Annotated in this window: 12 protein-coding genes; 8 read left to right on the top strand and 4 right to left on the bottom strand. The window is 41.1% G+C overall.

Annotated features, from left to right (window positions below):
- Positions 1–28: 28 nt before the first annotated feature.
- A complete protein-coding gene (gene pepF, locus ABFY19_RS02055) occupies positions 29–1,834 on the bottom strand; it encodes an oligoendopeptidase F (RefSeq protein WP_418791610.1) in 1,806 nt (601 codons plus the stop codon).
- A 212-nt stretch (positions 1,835–2,046) separates the two neighbouring features.
- Here pepF and ABFY19_RS02060 point away from each other — a divergent pair, with 212 nt between their 5' ends.
- A complete protein-coding gene (locus ABFY19_RS02060) occupies positions 2,047–3,168 on the top strand; it encodes a metallophosphoesterase (protein WP_418791611.1) in 1,122 nt (373 codons plus the stop codon).
- Between the two features lie 29 nt (positions 3,169–3,197).
- Here the strand turns inward: ABFY19_RS02060 and asnB are convergent, their stop codons facing one another.
- Positions 3,198–5,042 carry an asparagine synthase (glutamine-hydrolyzing) gene (asnB, locus tag ABFY19_RS02065; RefSeq protein ID WP_418791612.1) on the bottom strand — a complete coding sequence of 615 codons (1,845 nt, stop codon included), beginning with the start codon at positions 5,040–5,042 and terminating at the stop codon, positions 3,198–3,200.
- A gap of 261 nt (positions 5,043–5,303) precedes the next feature.
- Between asnB and ABFY19_RS02070 the strand changes: the two genes are divergently transcribed.
- Both ABFY19_RS02070 and ABFY19_RS02075 read left to right on the top strand, forming a co-directional pair.
- A complete protein-coding gene (locus tag ABFY19_RS02070; RefSeq protein WP_418791613.1) occupies positions 5,304–5,642 on the top strand; it encodes a P-II family nitrogen regulator in 339 nt (112 codons plus the stop codon).
- Between the two features lie 195 nt (positions 5,643–5,837).
- Positions 5,838–7,160, top strand: coding sequence for an ammonium transporter (locus tag ABFY19_RS02075; protein ID WP_418791614.1), 1,323 nt, complete (start codon positions 5,838–5,840; stop codon positions 7,158–7,160).
- Between the two features lie 153 nt (positions 7,161–7,313).
- On the opposite strand, the gene ABFY19_RS02080 is transcribed toward ABFY19_RS02075, so the two are convergent.
- Positions 7,314–9,047, bottom strand: coding sequence for an IS1634 family transposase (locus ABFY19_RS02080; RefSeq protein ID WP_418790735.1), 1,734 nt, complete (start codon positions 9,045–9,047; stop codon positions 7,314–7,316).
- 400 nt (positions 9,048–9,447) lie between these two features.
- On the opposite strand from ABFY19_RS02080, the gene ABFY19_RS02085 reads away from it, so the two are divergent.
- From ABFY19_RS02085 to ABFY19_RS02105, 5 genes are all read left to right on the top strand, one after another.
- Positions 9,448–10,038 (top strand): ANTAR domain-containing response regulator, encoded by a 591-nt coding sequence (locus ABFY19_RS02085; RefSeq protein WP_418791615.1) that lies wholly within the window; start codon positions 9,448–9,450, stop codon positions 10,036–10,038.
- Positions 10,039–10,236: 198 nt separating this feature from the next.
- On the top strand, positions 10,237–11,559 hold the full coding sequence (glnA, locus tag ABFY19_RS02090) for a type I glutamate--ammonia ligase (protein ID WP_418791616.1): 1,323 nt from the start codon (positions 10,237–10,239) through the stop codon (positions 11,557–11,559).
- Between the two features lie 156 nt (positions 11,560–11,715).
- The gene (locus ABFY19_RS02095; protein ID WP_418791617.1) at positions 11,716–12,354 is read left to right on the top strand and encodes a TetR/AcrR family transcriptional regulator; all 639 of its coding nucleotides are present in this window, start codon (positions 11,716–11,718) and stop codon (positions 12,352–12,354) included.
- A 32-nt stretch (positions 12,355–12,386) separates the two neighbouring features.
- Positions 12,387–15,518 carry an efflux RND transporter permease subunit gene (locus ABFY19_RS02100; protein WP_418791618.1) on the top strand — a complete coding sequence of 1,044 codons (3,132 nt, stop codon included), beginning with the start codon at positions 12,387–12,389 and terminating at the stop codon, positions 15,516–15,518.
- 149 nt (positions 15,519–15,667) lie between these two features.
- Positions 15,668–16,342 (top strand): stage II sporulation protein M, encoded by a 675-nt coding sequence (locus tag ABFY19_RS02105; RefSeq protein WP_418791619.1) that lies wholly within the window; start codon positions 15,668–15,670, stop codon positions 16,340–16,342.
- 181 nt (positions 16,343–16,523) lie between these two features.
- On the opposite strand, the gene ABFY19_RS02110 is transcribed toward ABFY19_RS02105, so the two are convergent.
- Positions 16,524–17,192 carry a CAP domain-containing protein gene (locus ABFY19_RS02110; protein WP_418791620.1) on the bottom strand — a complete coding sequence of 223 codons (669 nt, stop codon included), beginning with the start codon at positions 17,190–17,192 and terminating at the stop codon, positions 16,524–16,526.
- Positions 17,193–17,334 lie beyond the last annotated feature (142 nt).

The raw sequence follows: 17,334 nt of genomic DNA on the forward strand, positions 1-17,334 counted from the left end.
GTTTTAAGATTAAATGCAAGGCTTACATTTAATTGTTTAAGATGTTTTCGAATTTCTCCAAATGCTTTTCAAATAGACAGAGGGCTTTATCCACCGGCTCTCCGCTTGCCAAATTAACTCCAGCGTTCTTTAAAGTTTCCAGGGGATAGTCTGAATTCCCGCTTTTAAGGAATTCCATATAACGTTCCACAAAGATTTCCCCTTCTTTTAAGACCATCTCTGAGATAGCTACTGCAGCCGAAAAACCTGTGGCATATTTGTAAACATAAAAGGACGAATAGAAGTGTGGGATCCTTGCCCATTCATTCCTGATGTAATCATCGAGGACCAGATGAGGGCCGTAATATTTTTCGAGCAGTTCACCATAAACCTCGTTGAATTTGTCCGGTGTGAGCGGTTCACCTGCTTTTGCCAGTTCATGTACTTTTTTTTCAAATTCGGCAAAAAGTATCTGCCTGAACACGGTGGTTCGGAATTGTTCCAGATTTTTTTCCAGAAGCGCTGCTTTTTCATTAGTTTCAGCTTGTTCAAATAGATACTGGAAGAGCAGTGCTTCATTGACAGTTGAAGCCACTTCTGCTAGTAGAATGGGATAGTGGCTGTATATATAAGGCTGAGTTTTATTTGTGTAAAAACTGTGCAGGGCGTGCCCCATTTCATGGGCTATGGTAAATACATTTTCCAGACTGGGCTGGTAATTCAGTAAAACGTAGGGATGGATGCCATAAACTCCCATAGAGTAGGCGCCACTCCTTTTCCCTTTGGTTTCGAAGACATCAAGCCAGCGGTTTCTAAAGCCTTTTTCTAATAAAGTTGTATATTCTTTACCCAAGGCAGAAAGTCCCTTAATAACCGTCTGCTGGGCTGCTTCTATTGAGGGTTTCCATTGGCTCTTACCAGTCAGCGGAACATATAGGTCATATGATAATAGTTCATCAAGTTTAAGCTGTTTCTTTTTCAGTGCTATATAACGGTGGAGTGCCGGTAAGTGACGGTGCACAGATTCAAGTAGCTTATCAAAAAACGAGACCGGGAGATTGTCGGGGTCGAGAGCTGTTTCCAAGGCAGATTCATAGCGACGTACCCGGGCATGAAAAAGGTCTGCTTTGATGCTGCTGCTATATGCTGCCCCAATAGTATTAGAATGGGCGGCAAAGGTCTTATAAAGTGAGCTATAGGCTGTTTGCCTTATCTCGCGAACCGGATGGTGCATAAAATCTATAAAATTTCCCTGGGTAAGACGTGTTTTTTCCCCAAGGACATCTATTTCGGGGAATTCCATGTCTGCATTGGTTAAAAGGCTAAAAATTATCGTTGGTGCCTGGGCCATTTCTCCGGTTAAGGCGATTATTTCTTCTTCTTCCGGAGAACGGAAATGTTTTCCCTGGCGCTGAAGATTTTCCAGGAAGTGGCGATACTTCTCCAGTCTGTCATCTAGGACCAAAAAAGGTGCCAGTTTTTCAGGGGTTAATTTAAGGATTTCAGGCCTAATAAATGACAGTTTGCTTTCCACTTGGACACTAAGAGCGGAAGCCCTGTCATAAAGTCCCTGGTTGTGCTGGTCAGTCGTATTTTGATCTCTGTGGAGCATGGCATATGCAGCTACCCGTTCCAGAATTTCGTAGATATTGCTCTGCAGTTCAAGGGTATTATATAGATTCTCTGCCGTATCGACCACATGACCACAGTATGGCTGTATTTGGTCCACATAACCGGCTATGGCCTGTAAATCCTTTTCCCATAAATCCTCATTAGGGTAGATATCTTCAAGGTTCCAGAGATATTGCTCCGGAATATTTTGTCTTTCCTGATAAACATGACCGGGTTCGTTCATTAAATTACCTCCGCTGTTTTTTCTTTATTATATTACTTCATACTCTAAATATAAATACACCGGGATAAAAAATGCTAATTCCAATTTGATGGTACTGGCAATTAAAGGTTTTCCGCATTCCGACAGAGAAATTTACAGTGTTAAACCGGTTAAAATTTGTCTATATTATATATTGAGACAAAAATAACAAAGGACTGGTAAAAGGAGCAGTCATGAAATCTATTATCTTTATTTTTGTTGCGGCAATAATTATTTTTATTTATGGGGCAATTAATTACTACATAGGATACCGGGGCTGGCATTCATTGGCGGTCAGCATTTCATTTCTGAATCGCAAGGTATATTGGGTTGTTTTTTGGCTTGTGGTATCAGCTTACCCGGCTGCCCAAATTCTTGAACGGTTTCTTCCTGCCGTGATATCCAGGTGGATTACAATTACCGGAGCATATTGGATAGCAGCAATGTTTTATTTTCTTTTGATAATCATGTTAATCGACTTTATCCGGTTGGTTGACAGATTCTTTGGCATCTTGCCGGAGGCAATCAAAGTTAATCCTCTAACTCCATTAACCACCGGTGGAGTTGTATTAGCTCTGGTAACAGGAATCCTTGTATATGGAACATTTAATGCCCTAAACCCTGAGATAACCAGGTATGACCTTGTGATTGACAAAAAGCCTGATTCGGTGAAAAAACTGGATATTATAATGGTTTCCGATATCCATCTTGGTTCAATTGTACGCACTAACCGGCTTCAGAAGCTGGTTGAGGAGGCATATCGTTTAAACCCTGATCTGATACTTTTTTCTGGAGACATAGTTGACCAGAGCATGGAACCTACAGAAGTGGATAATATGGTAAATGTTTTTGGAAACATGCAAGCCCGTTTTGGAAAATTTGCTGTTCCGGGAAATCATGAGTATATCAGCGGGCATGCCGATGATGCTTTCGCTTATCTGGAACAAGCCGGTTTCCGTGTTCTCAGGGATGAATATGTAAAAGTTGCTGACAGCTTCTATGTTGTTGGCAGGGATAACACAAGCCATCAGGGGCCAAGGACAGTCCGCCGCCAATTGTCAGAATTGATGGAGGAAGTGGACCGGTCCCTTCCGGTTATTTTACTTGATCATGAACCAAATGACCTGGCTAATGCCAGGGAAAATGGTGTTGATTTGCAGTTATCGGGACATACCCACCGGGGACAATTGTTTCCCAACCACTTAATTACGGGATGGATGTATGAAGGATTGGGGTCTGTTGCAGAAAGGACCCCTGAACCTAATAGTCTCGTCAGGATACGGAACTTGGGGTCCACCCATTCGGGTAGGAAATAAACCTGAGATTGTTGAGATAACGTTGCGGTTTAAATAATCCTTATTTTATATTTTCTGAGCCAGATATCTATTTGTATCAAATAAGCGAATAATTGCGGTCCTGTCATTAACTGGCCGAACCATGGTCTGTCAAAGGTATCTGCATTTGCTGCAGCCATTTTTCGGATATTTTTTAGGTTGACTAATTCAATTATCGGTGAAGTTGGGTCACTTATTATATCTAACAATGATTTCCTGACAGCGGCCAGGTAGTTGGGGTTATGGGTCTTCGGATACGGACTCTTGCGACGGTACAATACCCCTTCAGGGATGATGCCTTTAAGGGCGCGTCGCAGTAAGCCTTTTTCAATATTATCGCAGTTTTTAATTTCCCAAGGTATATTCCAAACATATTCTATTATCCTGTGATCACAGAATGGTACTCGAACTTCCAGCCCCGTGGCCATACTCATCCTGTCCTTGCGTTCCAAAAGGGTTTGCATAAACCAGTGGAAATTAAGATAAAACATTTGCCGCATTCGTATTTCCTGTGGTGATTCCCCTGGAAGCAGCGGGGTTTCTGCAACCGTTGCCTGGCAACGGTTGGCCATATAATTTGCTGGTTTTAGCAGTTCTAGCAATTCGGGGGAAAAGACGTTCATTTTTGTGTCTATTTCTGCTATCCAGGGGAAGGTATTTTTCTTCCAGTTTTGTACATTGCAATACCATGGATAACCTCCGAATATTTCATCTGCACACTCCCCGGATAGGGCTACGGTGTGCTTTTTTTTAATTTCGCGGCAGAACAGGTAAAGAGAAGAATCAATATCGGCCATTCCTGGCAAATCCCTTGCGGTAACAGCTATGCCGAGGGCTTCAACTAAGTCCGGTGTATCAAAGTATATGGAATTATGTGATGTGTTTAAAAACTCTGATACATACTGGACCCAGTCAGAATCAGAATTTGGCTGGTATTTTCCAGGTTTAAAAAAACTGTCATTACTAATATAATCTATTGAATATGTGTTTAGGGTTTTCTTGCCTTCAGATCGATACAGTTCTGCTGCCACGGAAGTTATAGCACTGGAATCAACACCGCCCGACAGGAAGGTACAAACCGGAACGTCTGCTACAAGCTGACTTCTGATGGCATCAACGAGCAACTGACGGGTTTTTTCTATAGTTGTTTTCAGGTTATCTTCGTGAGGTTTGCTTTCAAGTTGCCAGTATCTTTTAATCCTAATACCTCTTTTATCATATAACAGAAAGTAACCTGGTTTAAGCTCTTTGACACCGCGGAATATACCATGTCCGGGAGTTCGTGCCGGTCCAAGGACAATAATTTCAGAAAGGCCTTCTATATCCAGTTCAGGTGAAATTGCAGGGTGAGCGAGCAAGGCTTTTAGTTCTGAAGCAAATAGAATGGAATGTCTGCGTTCAGTATAAAAAAGGGGTTTGACACCTAAACGGTCCCGAGCTAGGAACAGCTTTTGGTCAGTCTCATTCCATACTGCAAAGGCAAATATTCCGTTGAGTTTTTCCAAACAGGCCGGTCCCCATTCAATATATGAGTTAAGAAGCACTTCAGTATCGGAATATCCATAAAAGACATGTCCTAAGGATTCGAGTTCCTGCCGTAGTTTAGTTGTGTTGTAAAGTTCCCCATTATAGATGATAATATATTCATGTTTTCCTCTCTTACGCCTCATTGGCTGGGTCCCGCCAACAGGATCAACCACTGCCAGCCTGCGGTGTCCCAAGGCGGCGTTTGTAGACAGCCAAAAGCCTTTGGCATCGGGCCCGCGGCGGGCTAGGGTTTTTGTCATTTCTTCCAGGACCGGTTTTTCAAATTTAAGGTTTCTTTGCCAGTCTATCCAACCCGTGATTCCACACATAAAATAAATTCCCCCCTGTTTGATAGATTTTGTCCAAAACAATGAGGCTGCAGGGTGATAAAATTACCCTGCAGCCTCATTGCTGCCAGAATGGCACGGCACTGTGCCAGGATTTTTTGTTTTAATGTATTTATATGACATGTGCCGGAAAATAGTGCATTGGGTACAAACTTTAGTGTTGACCTGCATGGGATTTTTAACGTATAATACATATTATGAAAAATTTTAACCAATGGTTAAAATAAGCATTGGGGGTCAAAGGTGAAAAAAATAGAAGCAATCATAAGGCCTTCTAAGCTTGATGAGGTGAAAAAAGCCCTTGAATTGATTGAGGTTCGGGGCATGACTGTATCTCAGGTGGTTGGATGTGGCACTCAACAAGGGCATACTGCGGTTTACCGCGGGCAGGAATATACAGTAAATTTACTGGAAAAGGTAAAAATAGAGATTGTCACTGAAGACAAATTTGTTGAACAAATCATTAACCGGATTTCCACGGCAGCTAAGACCGGGGCTATAGGTGATGGGAAGATTTTTATATATCCTGTGGAAAAGGCTGTGCGAATAAGAACAGGGGAAATTGGCGAAGATGCCATTTAACCTCTAAGTGAATATAACAGTGTAGTTTATATTGGCAAAGATGCCTACCGCAAAGGGTGAAATATGCCCTTACGGCAGGCGTTTTTTATTTTGCAAAAAAAATTCAGAGGGAGACACTGCCTATGATAATTAGAGATGGATAACAACCAAGTGAATAGAATGTTTTCCCCATCAGTGAAAGGGAGGTTTAAATCAATGCAGATTAATATTGCTAACCTGGCTCAGGGCATAGATACTGTTTGGGTGCTGCTCTGTGCGGCTCTTGTATTTTTTATGGAAGGTGGCTTTGCCGCTCTGGAAGCAGGTTTTATCAGGAGTAAGAATTCACTAAATATAATTATGAAGGTCTTTGCGGATTGTACTATAGGTATGCTGGGTTACTGGTTTATAGGTTTTGGGATTATGTACGGACTCGATAAAGCGGGAGTTTTTGGCACTACTGGGATTTTTCTGACAGGTAATTTTAGCCATCTGGATTTACATATTCCACTTTATGCTTATTGGATTTTTCAGGCTGCTTTTGCAGTTGCGGTGGCTACGATTGTATCCGGTGCAGTAGCGGAAAGAATGAAATTCGGACCTTATATGATATTTACTTTGCTGGCTACATCAGTGATATATCCGGTAGCCGGACATTGGATTTGGAATCCCGGGGGCTGGCTGGCTAAACTGGGTATGGTCGACTTTGCCGGTTCGGCTGCAGTTCATTCGGTTGGGGGGTGGGCCTCCCTGGCAGCAGTCCTTGTACTTGGTCCGCGAAAAGGAAAATATAATAAAGACGGTAGCATCAATGTCCTGCCGGCTCACAACTTGCCTCTGGCAGCTTTAGGAGCTTTTATGCTATGGTTTGGCTGGTTTGGATTTAATCCCGGAAGTTCTCTATCGGGACTTGACCTGAACATTGCCAGGATAGCGGTGACAACTAATTTGGCTGCGGCAGCGGGAGGTACAGTTAGTATACTATATACTATGTGGAAGTATGGTAAGCCTGATGCCAGTATGATAATCAATGGTTCATTGGCCGGTCTGGTAGCAATAACCGCCGGTACTGCATATGTAGCTCCGGCCAGTGCGGTGGTGATTGGAAGCATTGCCGGCGTTTTGGTGGTATTGGCTGTTGAATTTTTTGACCGGATAAAGGCGGATGACCCTGTCGGTGCTATCGCCGTCCACGGTATCTGTGGCACTTTTGGGACATTGGCGGTAGGAATATTTGCTGAAAATGGGGGATTAATTTACACTGGGAGCTTTAATTTATTGGGAATCCAGGCATTGGGCGTAACTGCAGTATCGGTGTGGGCTTTTACAGCAACTATGGCTGTATTTTACGTATTGAAGAAGACTTTGGGAATTCGTGTCAGCCAGGAAGATGAACTGGAGGGCATGGATCTATGTGAACACGGAATAGCGGCATATGTAGGTATAGAAGCCTCTCATAGTCGTTCTTTCAGTCATTTGCCTGAAGGGGTGGCAAAAGTATATCTTGGGGATGAAAATGCCTACATCCCGAATAAATAAAAGAGGCCCTGATAATGAATGAATTTGATGTTGCAATTAAAAAAAATCATGCTATAATCCTGTCTTTGACAGTTGTGAGACGCAAAAAGCTTGGAACACCTTATAAATAGGGCGTTTCAAGCTTTTTTAATATTTGAAAAAGTGCGTACTTTTTTAAAGTTTAGTGTCTTTATAAATTTTTTTCATCAGTTTTGTACTGACAATTTGATAATCCGTTCTAAAACCGAATGCCTCATGTAGTGCATCTGTAAAATCCGTTCTGGTATAGGTAGGTATATAGCCTTCGGCAGGAATCGAGTAAAAGTTCATTTCTCTTAATTCGGTAATGATATTGTGGCTCGTAAATTGTTCTCCAAGTTTTTTTTCAAGATATCTAAAAAGGGTCAATGCGAGAAAACAGGTAGTGAAATGTGCTTGTATCCTGTCATCTCTACTTAAGTAAACAGGTCTGGCTTTGAACTCACTTTTCATCAATCTAAAGGATTCTTCAATCTCCCAACGTCTGTTATTGATCTTTGTGATGGTGGAAGCATCATCATCCAAGTTTGTGCATATTGTATAAAATCCATCAAACATTTCTTCATTAGCAATAGCTTGTTCATTTAAGCTGTAAATTACTTTGTCCGCTATTTCGCCATCATTTGTAATGTTGGTGGGAGATATGAAACGTTTAAAGTCATTTTGGCTTTTTTTCTTGATGTCTGATGGCTTGGTTTGAATTAGTTTGATGGCACGTTCCAGCTGTCTATTCCTTATCTGCCTCTGGTAATCCCGATATTTTAAAGAAAAGGTGACAATAAGTTTTTGCTCAAGTCCATCTTCCTTAATCCAACGTTCCTTAAAAAAGGTTTCGGCTTTGTATTTTTCATAGGTTAATTCATCCTGAGCGAGCATTCCAATGTCAAAGGTTTTGTTGATGCCCGAAAGACGCCATCCAGAAGGGTCAAGTGCCCACTCTCTTAGATGTTTTTTCAACTTTTTGGTAGACTGGGTTGTAATGAATGCCCGGTTTTTTTTATTGTTGAATTTACGATTTTCCGTTGATGAAAGTCCGGCATCTGTGCAGACAATAAACTTTGATAGTTCAAAGTCTTTGAGGATTTTTTCTTCCAAAGGTCTGAGGGTCGTTTGCTCATTGGTATTGCCGCTATGAATACTAAAAGCAAGAGGAATCCCATCTCCGTCCATAAATAAGCCCATCTCAACAATCGGGTTTGGTTTGTGATCTTTGGCAAAACCGTATTGTTTAAGACCGTCCTCCTGTTCGATTTCAAAAAAGTAATTTGTGCAGTCATAATAAAGAATACGGTCATTTCGCTTTGAAATAGACAAGCTGTTTTTGTAAAGCTCAGATTGTATAAAATCCATTTCTTTGGAAATTACCTCTAAGGCTCTATACACATGCTGCAATTCGAAGTTAGGTTGTTCCAATAAACGTTTTGATTCCTGATAGGTATTAAGTTTTGACGAGGGGAATAAGATTCTGCCGTAAATCAATCTTGAAAGAATAAAGTCCAGATTAAAGGTAAACTTATAGTTGTTAGAGATTTCTTTGCAAATCCTGTGTAGACCTAATTGATGATAAAGTTGTTGCAAGAAGAGATAACCGCCGTTAAAGGAACGTTGTTTATCTCTATCAATCAACTTGGATTGGTAATACTTAACAATAACATCTCGTTTGTGTTCCTTTTCCTTTTGGTTTAATTCAGCGATGTAGTTTTTTGCCCATTCATAAGGGTCTTGTCCATTTAATTTTTTTCTGAGTTCTGCCTCGGTTCCAAGCTTCTCAACAATTACGGAAGAATTTGACTGAGTTTTACTGTTATAGACAGATTTAATTACATAAAGTGAAGCTGAATTCTTAGATTTGGTTACCTTCAGTCTCATAATAGACATCGCCTCCCCTTATATTATAACACAGTGCGAGGAAGTGCGCTATATAAAAAAGAAAAAAGATAAAAAAATAAGCCTGTATCAAGGCTTTCGGAGATTTTTACTTTTGCAACTGTCAAAGACCCGGGGATGAAAATGCCTACATCCCGAATAAATAAAAGAGGCCCTGATAATGAATGAATTTGATGTTGCAATTAAAAAAAATCATGCTATAATAAAGTATATAGAAAATATATCATTTTAAATACAATTCAATATTTTGATACAATGAAGTATCAACATGTGGCAATGAAGCCCTCCGAATTTTAAACGAAAGTTTTTAATTCGAGGGCTTTTTATATTTATTTGATAGCGTTTTGCTGGCAAAACTCAACTGTGTTGATACAGGAAAGGAGTGATTGCTTTGGGGGAAGTAAGGGTAGTTATAGCAGACCCGGATGCACAATCGCGAAAAGTCCTTAAATCAATTCTGCATCAAGGTGGGCATCTGGTTACCGGTGAGGCGGATGATGGTTTATCAGCCTTGAAGCTGATAAGGACTAGACAGCCAGACCTGGTAATCTTGGATGCCAGAATGGCTTTTATGGATGGCACCGAATTTGCGTATATAATTGAAGAGGATGGTTTGGCTCCGGTAATTTTAATGACTTCCGGAGATCAGTTCATTAAACATAATGGGAATAATGAACAGCAGTTTTTTGCATATGTTATCAAGCCAGTTACTGAACAAAGCATCCTTCCCGTTATTGACATAGTTATAAAGGACTTCAAGAGAATCAGGAATCTGGAACATGAGGTATCAAGGCTTAAGGACATTATAGAAACCAGAAAACTGGTTGAAAAGGCCAAAGGAATTTTGATGGATAATTATAAAATGACGGAAAAAGAGGCTTTTAAAAGAATACAAAAACAAAGTATGAATAAACGTGTATCTATGAAATCTGTAGCCAAAGCAATCATTCTGGCTTATGAAATAAATATATAATAGAACCCGTATCTTAAAAAAGAATATCTTGGGTACAAAGGTGTACCGTATTAAGGCAATGACGCTTCGGAATCAAGGTTTTCAGACCTTTATTTTGGGCGTTTAATTTTTTTAACTGCTGAAGGGGAGTGGTGCCGGGAAAACATTTATTAGTCAGGGTGCCGGAAAATAAAAAAAATTTGAAAGGTGTGTGTTTATATGGACAAGAAGCAAATTATGGAAAAAGCAAAGGAAATGAATGTGAAGTTTGTGCGTTTGCAGTTTACTGACATTTACGGTGTGTTAAAAAACATGGCCATTACTGTCCAACAATTGCAAAAAGCTCTTGATGGTGAATTAATGTTTGACGGTTCATCTATTGAAGGTTTTACGCGAATTGAAGAATCTGATATGTATCTGAAACCTGACCCGAATACTTTCCTTGTTTTTCCGTGGAGGCCTAGGGAAGGCTCAGTTGCCAGGTTGATTTGTGATGTTTATAAACCGGATGGAACTCCCTTTGAGGGTGACCCCCGGTATGTCCTCAAAAAGGTATTGAAGGAAGCTTCTGATATGGGTTATTCCATGTGTGTGGGTCCGGAGGCCGAATTTTTTCTATTCCTGGTTGATGAACATGGCAGGTCTACTACGATTACTCATGATACTGCCGGTTACTTTGATATGACTCCAGTAGACCTGGGTGAAAATGCCCGTCGTGACATGGTATTAAATTTGGAGCAGATGGGATTTGAAATAGAGGCTTCTCACCATGAGGTTGCTCAAGGTCAGCATGAAATTGATTTTAAATATTCAGATGCTCTAGATGTTGCCGATAAAATAATGACATTTAAACTGGTTGTACGTACAATTGCTCAGCGTCATGGACTGCATGCAACGTTTATGCCGAAGCCGATATTTGGGATTAACGGTTCCGGAATGCATATGAATCAGTCACTCTTTAAAAATGGTGAGAACGCTTTTTATGATCCTAATGGCATGAAGAAACTTAGTGAGGAAGCTTACTACTATATTGGAGGATTATTAAAACATGCCCGCTCTTTTGCAGCACTTACCAATCCAACAGTTAATTCCTATAAAAGGCTGGTTCCCGGATACGAAGCTCCTGTTTATTTGGCTTGGTCGGCAGCCAACAGAAGCGCCCTGGTTCGAATACCGGCTAAGCGTGGCTCCAGTACCCGTGTTGAACTGAGAAACCCGGACCCGTCCTGTAATCCCTACCTTGCTATAGCTGCTGCTCTTTCGGCTGGTCTGGATGGTATTAAAAATAAAATCAATCCCCCTGCGGAAATGGCTGCTAATATATACAAGATGACTGCCGCAGAAAGGGAGACTGCCGGAATCATCAGTCTGCCGTACAGTTTAGCGGAAGCAATTGATGAACTGAAAAAGAATGAGGTCATGAAAAAAGTGCTTGGAGAACATGTGTTTAACAAGTTTGTAGAAGGCAAACTTAAGGAATGGGATGATTACAGAACAAGAATCAGCCAATGGGAGATCGATTCTTATTTGAACACATATTAAATGCCTCTTATATATTCCAATTTATGTTCAAGGCTTTGTGCCTTGGACTTTTTTTTATATTGACGATAAAGTTTTATGGTTTTATAATTGTGTATGGATGCAATTTACATTTCGTGCAAAAATACATGAGGTGCAAAATAAAGGGGGAGGGTTTGGATGACTGACCGGACAATGCGGGAACGTAAAAAAGAAGCCACCAAAATCGGCATTCTAAATGCTGCCATAGAATTGATAAACAAACATGGTTTTGCGGAAACAACCATGCAGCAAATTTCCGATAAGGCTGATGTTGCCCTGAGGACCCTCTATAATTATTTTCCTTCCAAAGAATCGATTGTGGCAACATATATACATAGTGTTGTCGAGAATGAGGCTCAGATAAGGTGGGACCAGATTATTAACTTGGATTCAACATATGATAAACTTTTTTTTATGTGCCGGATATCGGCCCAATGGATGGCTGAAAACCCTACTTTAATTGAGGTTTATGCATTAGAGCCGAGACAATATTTTTTCGGACCGGAAACTGAGGAAATACCCAGGAGCGGTTATGAAGGAATTGTCGAAAAAGTGATTGCTATTGGGCAAGAGCAAGGAGATATTTCCCGAGCATTTTCTGCTGCCGTGATTACTCAGCAGTATATGGGTGTATATTACTGCAATATTCTTACCTGGCTTGGGAATCCGGAGCGGGACCTTTTAGAAATATTTAAAGAAGGGTTAGATATTTTTTGTCATGGGATAAAAGCAGCAAGTGTTGATAATGGCAGTATTTTTGTAGGAATGTTTTTATGATTTGTTAAGGCTTCAAAGGGAGGAGTTTAGTGATGAAGTTAACTGAACTTGCAATTAAGCGTCCGTCGGCAATGTCGATGATTATAATGTTTTTTGTGGTAATGGGTATGTTTGGATATTCCAAAATTGGTTCTGACCTGTTTCCTAAAGCGGACATACCTGTTGTTACCATTATAAGTGTTTACCCCGGTGCAGGGGCTGAGGAAATGGAAAATCAGGTTGTTGACGAAATAGAGGAAGCCGTCTCCTCACTCAGCGGGTTGAAGGATACCAGGTCATGGGTTTCTGAAGGTGTAGCGACAACTGTAATGGAGTTTACTATGGCGACAGATGTTGATATAGCGTCCATGGATGCCCAGAAGGCCGTTGACAGGGTGATGATGAACCTGCCCAAAGACATGGAAAAACCTATAGTCCAAAAGGTTAACCTCAATGCTGACCCTGTACTTATCCTGGCGGTCTCCGGGGAGCGGCCAATAAATGAGATCTATGATATAGCAAATAATACGGTTAAGGAACGTTTACAGACAGTACCGGGTGTGGCAGCAATAAATATTGTCGGTGGAAAAAAACAACAGGTAAGAGTAGAGATTGACCGTGTTAAGCTGGAATCTTACGGATTATCTGTTAATCAGATAGTCAGCCTTTTGAAAGCCGAAAATCTCAATCTTCCCAGTGGAAATATAGAGGGAGAAACAATGCGTCATGATGTGAGGCTGGTGGGGGAATTTCAAACTCTTGCCGATATGGAACGACTACCTGTTCCCCTGCCTACGGGCGCTACCGTTCCGCTTCGGGAAATTGCTTCAATAAAAAATTCTTTCGCAGAGGTGAATGAATACAGCAGGCTTAATAATAATCAGGCTGTGGGGCTGATTATACAGAAACAGAGTGATGCCAGTATTGTTGATACTGTTGAAGGTGTCCGGCAGGAACTTGATAGCATAATGGCGGTGCTCCCGCAGGATATCAACATAATTGTTGCCGATGATAATTCCACTTTTACCAAGAACTCTCTGGCAGATACCCAGCGTACATTGCTGGAAGGGGTTATTATGACAGGGCTGGTACTCCTGTTTTTCCTCAGGGAATGGCGGTCATTAGTAATAGTAATGCTGGCTATTCCTACATCAATTATTGCAACTTTTATGATGATGTACTTTTTTGATTATACCTTTAATATATTGTCTCTTATGGGGCTGTCTCTGTGTGTCGGTATTCTGGTAGATGATTCTATTGTGGTTCTTGAAAACATTCACCGCCATTTGAAAATGGGCAAAGACCCTGAAACAGCAGCTATAGAAGGACGGAGTGAAATAGGCATGGCTGCCATTGCCATTACTCTTTCAGATGTGGTGGTATTTGGCCCTATTGCCTTTATGCAAGGTATGGTTGGACAGTTATTTAAGCAGTTTGGTCTTACTGTGGTAGTCGCTACCCTGTTTTCTCTTTTTGTGTCTTTTACCCTAACTCCGATGATGGCCGCTAAGTTTTATAAATATATTCCTGGTGGGTATAAGAAGAAAAATCGTCTTTGGGAGTGGATTGGCAGCAAATCCGGGAGCCTGGGTGAATTAATTATTGTATTTTACCGGAAAATCCTTATATGGGCGCTGAATAACCGGTTAAAAGTACTTGCAGTGGTACTTTTAGGAGTGATTGCTTCCCTAAGCCTGATTCCGCTAATCGGTTTTGAATTTATAACCAAGGCTGATCAGAGTAAGTTTAAAATAACTGTGGAAATGCCGCCCGGGACAACTCTGAACGTAACTGATAAGGTTGTTAGGAACCTTGAACACAGGCTGGAGAAGATTCCTGAAGTTTCACATACCTTTTCCACTGTTGGTGGAGGAACGAGTAATACAAGCTTTATAGGTGGTGTCAGTTCGCCTCACTTGGCAAGTATCCAGGTAATACTGAAACCTAAAAACGAGAGAGATAAAACTGTCTGGGAAGTTGCTGACATAGCCCGTGGCTGGGATGATTATCCGGGAGTTAAAATGAAAATCCTGGAGGCTCAGATGGCTGGCCTCAATTATATGGAAGCCCCTATTATAGTTGAGATTCGCGGTTCAGACATGATTGTTCTGACAGACCTTGCCAAAAAGGTTAAAGGAATAGTGGAGAAAACCCCTGGGACTGATGATGTATATATGTCCTGGGAGGAAAATGCCCAGCCGGAATATAAAGTGGTTATAGACCGGGATAAGGCCTCAGCCATGTTTCTGACCACAGCAGAGGTGGCTCAGGCGATGCGGGCTGCTATGAATGGTGAAGAAGCATCAACTATTACCCTTGACAATAAGGAATTGGATATCTGGGTTCAGTTAAGTGATATCAACAGGAAGAACCCTGAAGATATAGGTAATATATCGGTTTCCAACCGTTTTGGGCAGACATATTTAATAAAACAGCTTGCTGATATAATCCCTTCCAACGGTCCTACCGAGATCAGACATAAAAACAGGACCCGAATGATATCAGTTCTGGCAAATTATAAAGGAGAATCACTATCAACAATTGTCAGCAACATAGAGACTGAAGTTGCTAAACTTAATATACCCAATGGTTATGAAATTGGGTATGACGGTGAAATAAAACAGATGAATGATTCCAATGTAGATTTGGCTCAGGCCTTGGCTTTATCTCTGGTGCTTGTTTACATGATCCTGGTAATCCTTTATGAATCATTCCTGACTCCCTTTATCCGGATGCTGTCTCTTCCCTGTGGAATTATCGGGGCTATGCTTGCCCTGTTGCTGACTGGTAATACCTTAAACATCTTATCAATTATAGGCTTGATTATGTTGGAGGGTTTGGCGGCAAAGAACGGTACATTGCTGATTGACTATACCAATACACTAATGGATAGGGGCGCAAACCTCAGAGATGCTCTGCTGGAGGCTGGGACAGCCAGACTCAGGCCAATTTTCATGACTTCAACCACAATGATTTTCGGGATGCTTCCCACAGCCCTTGCCTTGGCTGCAGGTTCGGAAATCAGGAGAGGTATGGGGATAGTCCTTGTTGGGGGGCTCTTTACATCAACCATTTTGACCCCTATTTTGATTCCTGTTGCTTATACTCTTTTAGATGACCTGAAACACTGGATGATGGGGAAAATTAAAAAAAGAAGCCAAGATAAGGCTGCTATAAGCGGCTGATGTGATGGGGTCTCTGGATGTGTGTGTCGAAAAATGTCGCCAATTAATTATGATTGGCGACATTTTTTTTCAAGACAATGTGAGGTGATTTTGTTACAATATGATGCAAATGTTAATTTATTATAAATAGATATTGATAGAGGGAGCAAATGGAACAGATTAACAAAAATGCTTTAACTGTTAACTTTAATCCTATATTTTTTTTATTGTGTTTTGGCTGCCCTGTTTTTGCCTTTATAATATCGCTTTTTGCAATTAATACCCTGACCACAGGTGGAGGGGAGATGTTTCTTACCGGCCAATCCCTTGCTGAGTTTTTGAAGTATTATAATCGGTATATGGTAGATGAATTCCTGAAAATATTTTTGAACAATTTTTTTATTATTATACTGCTGGTATATTTTACTCCGATTACTTTGGTCCTGCGAAGGGGATGGCAGAAATTCCGCAACAGGGATGATGAGATTTCGTCATTTGAGAAGGTATTGCTGTACTTGTTCCCGGCCGTTTTTCTGATTCGTCAGGCAGTAAATATTGCTATTAACTTAAACGGGACTTCCGCCAATATCAGCCAAAATATACTGCTTACTTTTGTAGGAATTATTTTGCCCCATGGACTTCCCGAATTGTTGGTAGTTAGCCTGGCCGGTGCTATGGGAATGGAAGTAACCAGAAAGGTATTTTTTACGTATACCTCCGGACCTCTTGTAAAAGGATGGGTATTGGGACTGCTTGGTTTACTTACTGCATTATGTGCTCTTGTAGAGGTATATTTTACTCCAAAGATTTTTTCAATACTAATGGTGGCTGCAGGAGTCAAGTAAAGTACTGTGTGAACGGGCCTGCCGCTCTATCTGATTAAAAAGGCTTAGCTTCGCTAAGCACTAAAAAATACTATAAGGCGAAGCTTAGCCATTTTTATGCAGATAGGATAAAATTTATACTTTCCTATCTGCTAAAAAAAAATGGGGAAATAATTCCCCATTTTCTTTAAATAGGCTGTGTTTAGTTAGTAAACCACTGGGTCCAGAAGTGATGATAGCTGCCAGCAGTTGTATATGCGTAGCCGACCCCGATTTTATTGAATTTTGAACTCATGATATTTGCCCTGTGTCCGGAGCTGTTCATCCAAGCGCGGACAACAGCTTCAGGAGAGGTTTGGCCTGAGGCGATGTTTTCACCTGCATACCTATAAGTAATGCCAAAAGTCTTCATCATGTTGAAAGGTGAGCCGTATACGGGTGATGTATGACTAAAATACCTGTTTTCAACCATGTCCTGTGATTTTGCGGCAGCTCCTTTCATCAATAACGTATCTGCGATCAGCGGATGCAAACCTCCTTTTTTACGTTCAATGTTAACCAACTCAACCACTCTTTTTTGGTATGCGCTCATTTGGTATCCTGGAGTCGGTTCAGGAGTCGGCTGTGGAGTCGGTTCAGGAGTCGGCTGTGGAGCCGGTTCAGGAGTCGGTTCAGGAGCTGGCTGTGGAGCCGGTTCAGGAGCCGGTTGTGGAGCGGGCTGTACAGTCTGAGAAGCCCTAATCTTGTATATTAAACTCCATACCGACTGGAATGAGGGAAAGTAATATGTAGCTGCTTGAACAGGAGTCACAAGGGTAGCTGATAGGAACATAGTAACAACTATAAGAGACAGAATTCTTTTTAGTTTCATTAGTTATCTCCTTTCAAAAATAGAAATATGTTGGAACATTGCGAGTCGTGTGGAGCTGTTAAGATATGCTTTAAACGGGGATATCACCTCCTTCGCGGGTTGTTAAAATGGCACCTTTAGTAAATTGCGTTAGTATAAAAAT

Origin of the sequence: Phosphitispora sp. TUW77, from assembly GCF_048453025.1 — a bacterium.
Taxonomy (GTDB): domain Bacteria; phylum Bacillota; class Thermincolia; order Thermincolales; family UBA2595; genus Phosphitispora.